The organism is Micromonospora sp. NPDC007271 (genome assembly GCF_040634005.1).
GTDB lineage: Bacteria > Actinomycetota > Actinomycetes > Mycobacteriales > Micromonosporaceae > Micromonospora.
Genome location: NZ_JBEYER010000154.1, coordinates 1 through 11,140 on the forward strand (window position 1 = coordinate 1; position 11,140 = coordinate 11,140).

Consider the following 11,140-nt stretch of genomic DNA (forward strand, 5'->3'; position numbering starts at 1 on the left):
AGGAGCCTGCGGTGCGAGGTGCCTTCCATACGCTGGTCCTCTCCGGCCGGGGCGCGCCACGCCCGGCCGCCGCGGCTACCCCCTGTTGTAAAGGAAATTTTCCTACTAAGGTGCGGCGGAGAAGGTTAGTGCCAAACCACCGCGAGGGAGATGTGGCGTGAACAGGTGGAAGCGGCTGGCTCCGGTCACCGCCATCGTGGCCTCGGCCGCGATGGTGCTGACCGGGTGCGGTGGCTCCGGGGATGACGACAAGCCCGCGGACAACAGCAAGCTGACGGTCTGGATGATGGGCGAGGGCGGCGACGCCCAGACCCAGTTCCTCGACAGCGTCGAGGCCGAGTTCAAGAAGAAGCACCCCGAGACCGACGTGGTGGTGCAGTACATCCCCTGGCTCGAGGCGCCGAAGAAGTTCCAGGCCGCGCTCGCCGGCGGTGAGGGGCCGGACGTCACCGAGCTGGGCAACACCGAGACCCAGGGCTGGGCGGCCCAGGAGGCCCTCGCCGACGTCACCGACCGGTTCAACAACTGGGCCGAGGGCAAGGACATCCTCCCCGACCTGGTGAAGAACGCCCAGCTCGACGGCAAGCAGTACGGCGTCCCGTGGTACGCCGGCGTACGCGCCATCTACTACCGCACCGACTGGTTCGCCGAGGCCGGCGTGCAGCCGCCGAAGACCTGGGACGAGCTGGTCACCGTCGCCAAGACGGTGCAGGCCAAGAAGCCGGGCAAGTACGGCATCGCCCTGCCCGGCAACTCCGAGCTGCCGTTCTACTCCTTCCTCTGGGCCGCCGGCGCCGAGATCGCCACCAAGCAGGGCGACGCCTGGAAGTCCGGCTACAACACCCCGGAGGCGCAGAAGGCGGTCAAGTTCTGGACCGACCTGGTGACCGTGCACAAGGTCGCCCCGCCGGCCGCCGCAGCCTGGAACGAGGTCGACGCCCGGACCCAGTTCGCCACCGGCAACGCCGCCATGGCGTTCGCCGGCAGCTGGCAGGGCGGCGCCATGAAGAAGGACAACCCGGACATCGAGAAGGTCTGGGGCACCTTCCCCATCCCGGGTCCGGACGGCAAGCCGGCCCCGGCCTTCGCCGGCGGCTCGGACATCGCCCTGTGGAAGGACAGCAAGCGGCAGGACCTGGCCTGGGACTACCTGACCGTGCTGCTGAGCAAGCAGAAGGACCAGGAGTTCGCCAGCAGCCTCGGCTTCTTCCCGGTCTACCAGGACCTGGTCGGCGGCGGTGACTACGCCAACGACAAGGTGATGGCCGCGTTCGCCACCACCATGCAGAACACCAAGCTCACGCCGCTCACCCCGAAGTGGGTGGAGGTCAGCCGGACGAAGACGGTGACCCAGGCGATGAACAGCTCGGTCATCAAGGGCCAGAAGACGGTGGAGAAGGCCACCGCCGACGCGGCCACCGAGATGGAAGGCATTTTGAACAGCAAGTGAGCTCACTGACCGAGAGCACCGGCACGACCGCCGCGCGGGAGACCCCCGCGCGGCGGCGCCGTCGGATGGACCTTCTCCCGTACCTGTTGCTCCTGCCCTGCCTGGCGATCATCGCGGTGCTGCTGCTCTGGCCGCTCGGCCAGGTCGTGGGAATGTCCTTCTACAAGCTGGACAACGTCCGGCAGCTACGGGGCGACCGCGAGTGGCCCTGGGTGGGCCTGGCCAACTACGCGCAGATCCTCGGCGACCCGTTCTTCCGTACGGTGCTGCGCAACACCGTGCTCTTCGCCGCGGCGAACGTGGTGCTCACGATGATCCTCGGCACCCTGGTCGGGCTGCTGCTCAACCGGCTCGGCCGAAAGATGGCCACCTTCGTCGCCAGCTGCGTGATGCTGGCCTGGGCCACCCCGGCGCTCACCGGCACCATCGTCTGGAAGTGGATCTTCGACGACACCAGTGGCCTGGTCACCTGGCTGTTCAACAAGCTCCCGGACGGGCTCTCCACCGCGCTCTTCGGGCGCAGCGACTGGACCGGCTACGGCTGGTTCAACGACCCGCTGCTCTTCTTCGCGATCCTGACCCTGGTGGTGGTCTGGCACTCGTTCCCGTTCATCGCGGTGAGCGTGCTGGCCGGGCTGAAGAGCGTGCCGAGCGAACTCCAGGAGGCGGCCCGGGTGGACGGTGCCGGGCCGTGGCGGGTCTTCTGGTCGGTGACCTTCCCGACCCTGCGCCCCGTCTTCGGCATCCTGGTCGTGCTCTCCACGATCTGGGACTTCAAGGTCTTCACCCAGCAGTTCGTGCTGGCCGGCGGCACCCAGGACCGGTCGACGTTCATGCTCTCGATCTACTCGTACGCGGAGGCGTTCTCACCGCCGCCCAAGTACGGTCTCGGATCGGCGATCGCGGTCATCCTCACCCTGATCCTGCTCGCGGTGACCGCCCTGTACGTCCGCATGGTGCTGCGGCAGGAGGACCAGTAGTGAAGAAGCTCGCCCTCAACGGCGTCGGCCTGCTGGTCGCGCTCTTCGCGGCGTTCCCGGTCTACTGGATGGTCGCCACCTCCCTCAAGCCCAACCGGGAGATCTTCTCGGCCACCCCCCGCCCGGTGCCGGCCGAGCCCACCCTGGAGCACTATCGGGAGATCCTCACCGGCAACCTGATCCCGGGCGTGACGTTCACCGACTTCTTCCTCAACAGCGCGCTGGTCGCGGTGGCGACGGTGCTGCTCAGTGGGCTGGTCGCGCTGCTCGCGGCGACCGCGGTGGCCCGGTTCCGGTTCCGGCTGCGCACCACCTTCCTGATCCTGCTGCTGGTGGTGCAGATGATCCCGCTGGAGGCGCTGGTCATCCCGCTCTTCCTGATGATCCAGCGGCTCGGGCTCTACAACCAGCTGCCCAGCCTGATCCTGACCTACCTCGGCTTCTCGCTGCCGTTCGCGGTCTGGATGCTGCGCGGTTTCGTGGCCGCGGTGCCGAAGGAGCTGGAGGAGGCGGCGGCGATCGACGGTGCCAGCCGGGCCCAGACCTTCCGCAAGATCCTCTTCCCGCTGGTGGCGCCCGGCCTGGTGGCGACCAGCATCTTCTCCTTCATCACCGCCTGGAACGAGCTGATCTTCGCGTTGACGTTCATCAACGACCAGCACCGGTACACCCTGCCGGTGGCGATGACGTTCTTCTTCGGCCGGGACGACACCGCCTGGGGTTCGGTGATGGCCGCCTCCACCCTGTTCACCCTGCCGGTGATCGTCTTCTTCCTCCTGGTCCAACGCCGGATGGTCAGCGGCCTGGTCGCCGGCGCCGTCAAGGGCTGACGGGCAAGGAAGGGCAACCTGTCAACGCCTCCGGTAGAGCAGGGGCCCTTCCTGACGCGGTTTTCGGCTGGGCGGAGGTGCCCGTAGGCTGGCCGCCATGACGGGCAGGCTGGCGGCGGTGAACCTCGGCGGGGTGACCGAGGCGGAGTGGGCGGGCGACGCGAGCGGCCGCAGCGGGATCGACAAGCGGCCGGTCGCCGGCCCGGTGCTGATCCGGTTCGCCGGGCTCGCCGGCGACTTCATCGGCGAGCGGGCCGTCCACGGCGGCCCCGACCAGGCGGTGTACGCGTACGCCGAGGAGGACGCCGGCTGGTGGGCCACCGAGCTGGGCCGGACCCTCGGGCCGGGCGCCTTCGGCGAGAACCTCACCACGTACGCGGTGGACGTCACCGGGGCGGTCGTCGGCGAGCGGTGGGCGGTCGGCTCCGCCCTGCTCGAGGTGACCAAGCCGCGCATTCCGTGCACCACCTTCGCCGGCTTCTGGGGCGTGCCCGACCTGATCAAGCGGTTCACCGTACGGGCCGCGCCCGGGGCGTACCTGCAGGTGCTGCGGGAGGGCGAGGTCAGCGCGGGCGACCCCGTCGAGGTGGTGGACCGCCCGGCGCACGGGGTGACCATCGGCGAGATGTTCCGGGCGACCACGTTGGAGCCCGAGCTGCTGCCCCGGCTGCTCGACGTGCCCGAGCTGCCCGAACCGATCCGGGAGAAGGTGCGCCGCCGGCTCACGCGCCCCTGATCGGCGTCAGCGGGAGGTCAGGCCGCGGCGAAGACCTCCGCCAGCACCTGGGTCGGCGTGCCCCGGCCGCCCTTCACCCGGTCCCAGGTGCCGTGCTCGGCGGTCCACTCCAGGTCACCGAAGCGGACCCGCTTCACGCCGTGGTCGTCGGCGTGCGAGACCAGCCAGTGCGCGTACCGCCAGCCGTTGCGGCTGTCGGTGGCCGGGACGCTGAATCCGGTGGGGTCGGCCGGTGCGGTGAGGTCGGGCAACCCCCAGTCCAGGGCCAGGCCCTCCACCAGGGCCGCGGTCGCGGCCGGGCCGCGCATCGTCGGCTGCGGCCCGACGGTGCAGGCCACCGCCCCGGTGGCGTTGCCGAGCAGCGCGCGGGTGAGCACCTCGGACTCGTCGGCCCACTTCTGGTACGCCTCGGGGTAGGCCGAGCGCTGCACCCGCTGGGCGGCCTCGGTGACCCGCATCCGTTCCCAGCCGTTGACCTTCTTCAGCGCGGCGTAGAACTTCTTCGCCGCGTAGCGCGGGTCCTGGACCTGCTCCGGGGTGCCCCAGCCCTGGCTCGGGCGCTGCTGGAACAGCCCCAGCGAGTCCCGGTCGCCGTGCGCGATGTTGCGCAGGTGCGACTCCTGGTACGCGGTTGCCAGCGCCACCACCACGGCCCGCTCGGGCATCCGCCGCTGCACACCGATCGCCGCGATGGTGGCCGCGTTGGCCATCTGCTCGGCGCTGAGCACGACCCGCCCGTCGGCCTGCACGGTGCAGGTGCGGCTGGCCATCGGCAGGCGGAGGTGCTGCCCGAACTGCTTCGTGACGAACCAGACGCCGAGCAGGGCCACCACGGCCACCACCACACCCGCCGCCACGATCGCAACCCGAGTTCGCACCCGCACCTCCTGTCCCGGCAGTTCGACAAGCGTACGTCTCCCGGCGCGCGACCCGGGTCGGCCGACCGGTCGCCCCCTGGCGTCACCGTCCGGCCACCCACCGCGCCTCCCGGTCCTCCCGGCCTTCGGGGTCCTCCCGGCCGTTCGGCCCTAGCTCGCGCCCTCTGCCGGACCACCGTCCAGAGCGGCCACCCATCGTGCCGATCGCTTCTCCCGGAAGGCGGCCACGCCCTCCCGGCCCTCGTCGGAGAGGAAGTACCCGGTGGAGAGGGCGGCCAACTCGGCGATCTCCGCCCGCAGGTCGGTGGCGGCGGGCCGGCGCAGCAGGTCCTTGGTGCCGGCGAGGGCCTTCGGCGCCCCCTTCACCAACGAGGCGCAGTAGCGCGCGACCGCCGCGTCCAGGCCGTCCGCCGGCACGGCGGCGGTGACCAGGCCGATCTCGGCGGCCCGCCGGCCGTCGAAGGTGTCGCCGGTCAGGTAGAGCTCGGCCGCGGCCCGGGGGTGCAGCCGGGGAAGCACGGTCGCCGAGATCACCGCCGGGATCACCCCGATCCGGACCTCGGTGAAGGCGAAGGTCGCCCCCTCGGCGCAGACCGCCAGGTCGGCCGCGGCGATCAGGCCCAGGCCGCCGGCCCGGGCCGGCCCGGCCACCTTCGCCAGCACCGGCTTGGGGCACTCCCGGACGGCCACCAGCACGTCGCCGAGCATCCCGGCCGGCACCGTCCCGCTGGCGTACGCGGCGGCGGTCTCCTTCAGGTCCGCCCCGGAACAGAAGACCGGGCCGGTGTGGTCCAGCACGACCGCCCGGACCGCGTCGTCGGCGACCGCCGCGGCCAGCCCGGCCAGCAGCTCGGTCATCAGCGGAGTGGAGAGCGCGTTGCGGTTGTGCGGGCTGTCCAGGGTGAGGGTGGTCACCCCACGGGCCGTGGCGACCCGCACGAGAGCGTCCGGAGAGGTCATGCCGGGCACACTAGTGGCCATGCCCGGCGCTCTTCCAGAAGGCGAACCCGTCCCGCGCGACGGGTCGCTGCCCGCTGCCGCCCGCCGCGCCGTCGGCGCAGGCGGCTTCGGGGTCTACGTGCACGTCCCGTTCTGCGCCAGCCGGTGCGGCTACTGCGACTTCAACACCTACACGGCGGCCGAGCTCGGCGGCGGGGCCAGCCGCGAGACGTACGCCGAGACCGTGCTGGCCGAGCTGGCGCTCGCCGCCCGGGTGCTGGGCGACACCCCGCCGCCCCGGGTGGACACCGTCTTCGTGGGCGGCGGTACGCCCACCCTGCTCCCCACCGACGACCTGGCCCGGATCCTGGACGGCATCGACCGCACCTGGGGGCTGGCCGCCGACGCCGAGGTGACCACCGAGGCCAACCCGGAGTCGGTCACCCCCGAGTCGCTCAAGGAGCTGCGGGCGGCCGGCTACACCCGGATCTCGCTCGGCATGCAGTCCGCCGCGCCCGGGGTGCTGGCCGTGCTCGACCGGCAGCACAGCGCCGGCCGGGCCACCGCCGCCGCCCTGGAGGCGCGGGACGCCGGGTTCGACCACGTGAACCTGGACCTGATCTACGGCACGCCGGGGGAGCGCGCCGAGGACTTCGCCGCCTCGCTGGAGCAGGTGGTGGCGGCGGGCGTGGACCACGTCAGCGCGTACGCCCTGATCGTGGAGGAGGGCACCCGGCTGGCCGCGCGGATGCGCCGGGGCGAGCTGGCGTATCCGAGCGACGACCTGGCGGCGGACCGCTACCTGGCCGCGGAGGCCGCCCTCGACGCGGCCGGTTTCTCCTGGTACGAGGTCTCCAACTGGGCCCGCGGCGAGGCGGCCCGGTGCCGGCACAACCTGCTCTACTGGACCGGCGGCGACTGGTGGGGCCTCGGCCCGGGGGCGCACAGCCACGTCGGCGGGGTGCGCTGGTGGAACGTCAAGCATCCGACCGCGTACGCCCGGCACCTGGCTGCGGGGGAGTCACCCGGCCTGGCCCGGGAGGTGCTCACCCCCGACGAGGCGCACATGGAGGACGTGATGCTGCGGCTCCGGCTCGCCGCCGGCCTGCCGCTGGAGGTGCTGGACGAGGGGGGCCGGTCCGCCGCGCGACGGGCACTCGCCGACGGCCTGCTGACCGCCGACGGGTACGCGGCCGGCCGGGCGGTGCTCACCCTGCGCGGCCGGCTGTTGGCCGACGCCGTGGTCCGCGACCTGCTGCCGTGACGTACGACCCGGCCGACCAGCGGGCCGGCCGGGCCGGGGTCACTTGATCAGGTTCGCCGACATCGGGTAGCGGTAGAGCTGCCCCTCGTTGGCCTTCACGCCGCCGAGGATGCCGAAGATGATGCCGACGATCATCGCGCCGAAGCCGACCACGATGCCGATCAGGATGCAGGTCAGGATCCACCCGACCAGCGCGATGATCGACCAGATGAGCTGGAAGTTCAGCGCGGCGACCGCGTGCGCGCGGACGGTCGGCGACTGGTTGCCGCGGGCGAGCAGCGCGACCAGCGGGGCCACCCAGCCCAGCACGCCGCCGCCGATGAACATGCCGGCGGCGCCGCCGAAGTGCGCGACCAGGGCCCAGGTCTTGTCATCGCTGCTGGCGTAGCCCGCCGGCGCTCCGTAGGCCCCGCCGCCGGGGTAACCGGCGCCCGGCGCGCCGTAACCGCCCGGGGGCGGGTAGCCACCCGACGGCGGCTGGCCACCGGGAGGCGGCGGATAGCCACCGGGTGGGGGATAGCCGGGCCCGGTGGGAGCCCCGGACAGTGGTGCGGTGGGTGGCTCGTTCGCCGACGAGCCGTATGGTGCCGACGGCGGGGTGTCGCCCGGCGGCTGGGCGCCGGGGTCCCCCGCTCCGGGAGGGCGAGGTGGTTCAGTCATGGACGTCACGGTAGGTCCCGTTCGCAACAACGCGCAGAGCGACACCGCCCCGGATGTCCGACTGTTCGGCTCTGGCGGGGTGTGCGGTGGGCCGCACCGGAGGTCCGTCGCTGATCATCGCGTCGGCGGGTACGCCGACGTAGACTGGCACTCGCTACAGTCGAGTGCCAGACGCCCGGCCGGTACCGCGTGTCGCCTGAGCTGAACAGGCGGTACCGCGCGCCGGCGGGGGCCGAGGTGCGTCAGGAGGTGGGGAGATGGGTCTCGACGACCGCAAGCTCGCCGTGCTCCGCGCGATCGTCGAGGACTACGTCGCCACGCAGGAGCCGGTCGGCAGCAAGGCGCTGGTCGAGCGCCACCAGTTGGGTGTCTCCCCAGCCACCGTGCGCAACGACATGGCCGTCCTGGAGGACGAGGGCTACATCCGGCAGCCGCACACCAGCGCCGGCCGGGTGCCCACCGACCGCGGCTACCGGCTCTTCGTCGACCGGCTCTCCCGGGTCAAGCCGCTCAGCCCGGCCGAGCGCCGGGCCATCGAGCGTTTCCTGGTCGGCGCGGTCGACCTGGACGACGTGGTGCACCGCACGGTCCGGCTGCTGGCCCAGCTGACCCGGCAGGTCGCCGTGGTGCAGTACCCGAGCCTGGCCCGGTCCAAGGTGCGCCACCTGGAGCTGGTGCCGATCTCCACCACCCGGCTGATGGTCGTCATGATCGCCGACACCGGACGGGTCGAGCAGCGGCTGGTCGAGCTGCCCGGGCCGATCCCGGCCGAGGACGTCACCGAGCTGCGCCGGATGGTCAACGAGAGGCTGGTCGGCATCCAGCTGTCGGAGACCCCGCCCCTGGTCCAGGCGCTGGTGGACGAGTCCCCGCCCCAGCTGCGGCCGGCCATGGCCACGCTTTCCAGCGTGCTGCTGGAGACGCTGGTCGAGCGGCACGAGGAGCGGCTCGCCCTGGCCGGCACGGCCAACCTCACCCGGGGCGGCCTGCTGGATTTCCAGGGCTCGTTGCGGCCCATCCTCGAGGCGCTCGAGGAGGAGGTCGTGCTGCTCAAGCTCATCGGCGAGGCCGAGCCCAGCACCACCCGGGTGCTGATCGGCGACGAGAACGAGATCGACAACCTGCGCGCCGCCTCGGTGGTGAGCACCGGGTACGGCCCGGGCAGCACTATCGTCGGCGGCCTGGGGGTGGTCGGGCCGACCCGGATGGACTACCCCGGCACCATCGCCACGGTGCGGGCCGTGGCACGCTACGTGGGCGAGCTGCTGGCCCAGAACTGAACTGACCAGTCAGGGGCGACGGCCGGCATGAGGCCGGCGACCGGCGCAACGCGAGACGAACATGAGGACACCGAACGCAGTGGCCAGGGACTACTACGGCATTCTCGGCGTCAGCCGGGACGCCTCCGACGACGAGATCAAGCGCGCCTACCGCAAGCTGGCGCGGAAGTTCCACCCGGACGTCAATCCGGACCCGGAGGCACAGGAGAAGTTCAAGGACATCAACGCCGCGTACGAGGTTCTCTCGGACGACCGGAAACGGCAGATCGTCGACCTGGGCGGCGACCCGCTGGCGCCGGGCGGCGGGGGTGCCGGGCCGGGCGGCCCGGGCGGCGCGGGCCCGTTCGTCGGGTTCCAGGACATCATGGACGCGTTCTTCGGTGGCGCCGCCGGCGCCACGCGCGGGCCGCGTCCGCGTACCCGGCCGGGCGCCGACGCGATCCTGCGGCTGGAGCTGGACCTCAACGAGACCGCGTTCGGCGTCGAGGCCCCGATCACGGTCGACACCGCGGTGCTCTGCACCACCTGCTCCGGCGCTGGCACCGCGGCCGGCACCCACCTCGCCACCTGCGAGGCGTGCGGCGGGCGGGGCGAGGTGCAGTCGGTGCAGCGGACCTTCCTCGGCCAGGTGGTCTCCGCCCGGCCGTGCACGGTCTGCCAGGGCTACGGCACCACGATCCCGCACCCCTGCCCGACCTGCGCCGGTGACGGCCGGGTGCGGACCCGCCGCTCGCTCACCGTCAAGATCCCGGCGGGCGTCGAGGACGGCATGCGGATCCGGCTGGCCCAGCAGGGCGAGGTCGGCCCGGGCGGTGGCACGGCCGGCGACCTCTACGTGGAGATCCACGAGCGGCCGCACGACGTCTACTCCCGCAAGGGAGACGACCTGCACTGCCGGGTCACCGTGCCGATGACCGCCGCCGCGCTCGGTACCCGGCTGACCATCAAGACGCTGGACAGCGAGGAGACGGTCGACGTCAAGCCGGGCACCCAGCCGGGCAGCACCCTGCGGCTGCGCGCCCGGGGCGTACCGCACCTCCGCGGCACCGGCCGGGGCGACCTCTACGTCCACCTGGACGTGCGTACCCCGACCAAGCTCGACCCCGACCAGGAGCGGATGCTGCGCGAGTTCGCCAAGACCCGGGGCGAGGAGGTCGCCGAACTGAGCAAGCAGGGTGGCTTCTTCTCCCGGATGCGCGACGCCTTCAACGGGCACGCCTAGCGTGTCGGCGCCGCTGTTCCTGGTCGAGGCGCTGCCCACCGGTGACACGCTGACCCTGGACGGCCCGGAGGGGCACCACGCCGCGACCGTCCAGCGGCTGCGCGTCGGCGAGGAACTGCTGCTCGCCGACGGCCGTGGCGGCACCGCCGGCGCGGTGGTCACCGCCGTCGGCCGGGGCACCCTCGATCTGGCCGTCACCTCCCGGGGGTACGTCGACGCGTCCGTCCCCCGGCTCGTCGTGGTGCAGGGCATCGCCAAGGGCGACCGGGGCGAGCTGGCCGTGCAGGCGATGACCGAGGTCGGGGTGGACGAGATCGTGCCCTGGTCGGCGTCCCGCTCGGTCGTGCAGTGGCGCGGCGATCGGGGCGTACGGGCCCGAGAGAAGTGGGCGGCCACCGCCCGGGAGGCCGCCAAGCAGGCCCGCCGGGCCTGGCTGCCGGTGGTGGCCGGCACGCCCGACGAGTCCACCGCGACGGTGGCCCGGCGGATCGCCGGGGCGGCCGCCGCGTTCGTGCTGCACGAGGAGGCCGAGGAGCGGCTGACCACCGCCGAGCTGCCCGGGACCGGCGAGATCGTGCTGGTGGTCGGCCCGGAGGGCGGCATCGCCCCGCCCGAGCTGTCCGCCTTCCGCGAGGCCGGTGCCCGTACCGTCCGCCTCGGCCCCTCGGTCCTGCGCACGTCAACGGCCGGCGTCGCCGCCCTGACCGTCCTCTCCACCCGCCTCCACCGCTGGTAACCCCACCCCCCCACCCCTGCCCCACCCCCTACCGGCGTCGATCTTGCACTTTCAGCCGGGGCGGAGCGGGCAAAAGCCGCGTATTGCCGACCGTAAGTGCAAGATCGCCGCGGCAGCCGGCCATGACAATGGCGCTGGGGGTGGCGACGAAAGTGAATCCGGGGC

General features: G+C 72.4%; 11 protein-coding genes. 8 read left to right on the top strand and 3 right to left on the bottom strand.

Annotation, left to right across the window (positions count from 1 at the left end; genetic code table 11):
- The first annotated feature begins 157 nt into the window (after window positions 1-157).
- The 4 genes from ABZ570_RS32160 to ABZ570_RS32175 all read left to right on the top strand — a co-directional run bounded on the left by ABZ570_RS32160 (window position 158) and on the right by ABZ570_RS32175 (window position 3,996).
- On the top strand, window positions 158-1,450 hold the full coding sequence (locus ABZ570_RS32160) for a sugar ABC transporter substrate-binding protein (RefSeq protein ID WP_358071656.1): 1,293 nt from the start codon (window positions 158-160) through the stop codon (window positions 1,448-1,450).
- The gene (locus ABZ570_RS32165; RefSeq protein ID WP_358071658.1) at window positions 1,447-2,430 is read left to right on the top strand and encodes a sugar ABC transporter permease; all 984 of its coding nucleotides are present in this window, start codon (window positions 1,447-1,449) and stop codon (window positions 2,428-2,430) included. The genes ABZ570_RS32160 and ABZ570_RS32165 overlap by 4 nt, the downstream gene beginning before the upstream one ends.
- The gene (locus ABZ570_RS32170) at window positions 2,430-3,260 is read left to right on the top strand and encodes a carbohydrate ABC transporter permease (protein WP_358071660.1); all 831 of its coding nucleotides are present in this window, start codon (window positions 2,430-2,432) and stop codon (window positions 3,258-3,260) included. The genes ABZ570_RS32165 and ABZ570_RS32170 overlap by 1 nt, the downstream gene beginning before the upstream one ends.
- A 97-nt stretch (window positions 3,261-3,357) precedes the next feature.
- Window positions 3,358-3,996 (top strand): MOSC domain-containing protein, encoded by a 639-nt coding sequence (locus ABZ570_RS32175; RefSeq protein ID WP_358071662.1) that lies wholly within the window; start codon window positions 3,358-3,360, stop codon window positions 3,994-3,996.
- 17 nt (window positions 3,997-4,013) lie between these two features.
- Here the strand turns inward: ABZ570_RS32175 and ABZ570_RS32180 are convergent, their stop codons facing one another.
- Both ABZ570_RS32180 and ABZ570_RS32185 read right to left on the bottom strand, forming a co-directional pair.
- On the bottom strand, window positions 4,014-4,880 hold the full coding sequence (locus ABZ570_RS32180; RefSeq protein WP_358071664.1) for a hypothetical protein: 867 nt from the start codon (window positions 4,878-4,880) through the stop codon (window positions 4,014-4,016).
- Between the two features lie 144 nt (window positions 4,881-5,024).
- Window positions 5,025-5,834 (bottom strand): enoyl-CoA hydratase-related protein, encoded by an 810-nt coding sequence (locus ABZ570_RS32185; protein ID WP_358071666.1) that lies wholly within the window; start codon window positions 5,832-5,834, stop codon window positions 5,025-5,027.
- Window positions 5,835-5,853: 19 nt separating this feature from the next.
- On the opposite strand from ABZ570_RS32185, the gene hemW reads away from it, so the two are divergent.
- The gene (hemW, locus tag ABZ570_RS32190) at window positions 5,854-7,077 is read left to right on the top strand and encodes a radical SAM family heme chaperone HemW (RefSeq protein ID WP_358071668.1); all 1,224 of its coding nucleotides are present in this window, start codon (window positions 5,854-5,856) and stop codon (window positions 7,075-7,077) included.
- Window positions 7,078-7,116: 39 nt separating this feature from the next.
- Here the strand turns inward: hemW and ABZ570_RS32195 are convergent, their stop codons facing one another.
- Window positions 7,117-7,737 carry a DUF4870 domain-containing protein gene (locus tag ABZ570_RS32195; RefSeq protein WP_358071670.1) on the bottom strand — a complete coding sequence of 207 codons (621 nt, stop codon included), beginning with the start codon at window positions 7,735-7,737 and terminating at the stop codon, window positions 7,117-7,119.
- Between the two features lie 257 nt (window positions 7,738-7,994).
- On the opposite strand from ABZ570_RS32195, the gene hrcA reads away from it, so the two are divergent.
- The 3 genes from hrcA to ABZ570_RS32210 all read left to right on the top strand — a co-directional run bounded on the left by hrcA (window position 7,995) and on the right by ABZ570_RS32210 (window position 10,975).
- On the top strand, window positions 7,995-9,017 hold the full coding sequence (hrcA, locus tag ABZ570_RS32200; protein ID WP_358071672.1) for a heat-inducible transcriptional repressor HrcA: 1,023 nt from the start codon (window positions 7,995-7,997) through the stop codon (window positions 9,015-9,017).
- Window positions 9,018-9,096: 79 nt separating this feature from the next.
- Entirely contained in the window at window positions 9,097-10,239 is a 1,143-nt protein-coding gene (gene dnaJ, locus ABZ570_RS32205) for a molecular chaperone DnaJ (protein ID WP_358071676.1), read from the top strand.
- Between the two features lies 1 nt (window position 10,240).
- Window positions 10,241-10,975, top strand: a complete 735-nt coding sequence (locus ABZ570_RS32210; protein ID WP_358071674.1) for a 16S rRNA (uracil(1498)-N(3))-methyltransferase — start codon at window positions 10,241-10,243, stop codon at window positions 10,973-10,975.
- Window positions 10,976-11,140: the final 165 nt, after the last annotated feature.

Coding starts and splice junctions, on each gene's coding strand:
- ABZ570_RS32185 (WP_358071666.1), bottom strand. CDS start 5,834: ATGACCTCTCCGGACGCTCTCGTGCGGGTCGCCACGGCCCGTGGGGTG.
- hemW (WP_358071668.1), top strand. CDS start 5,854: ATGCCCGGCGCTCTTCCAGAAGGCGAACCCGTCCCGCGCGACGGGTCG.
- hrcA (WP_358071672.1), top strand. CDS start 7,995: ATGGGTCTCGACGACCGCAAGCTCGCCGTGCTCCGCGCGATCGTCGAG.
- ABZ570_RS32195 (WP_358071670.1), bottom strand. CDS start 7,737: ATGACTGAACCACCTCGCCCTCCCGGAGCGGGGGACCCCGGCGCCCAG.
- ABZ570_RS32175 (WP_358071662.1), top strand. CDS start 3,358: ATGACGGGCAGGCTGGCGGCGGTGAACCTCGGCGGGGTGACCGAGGCG.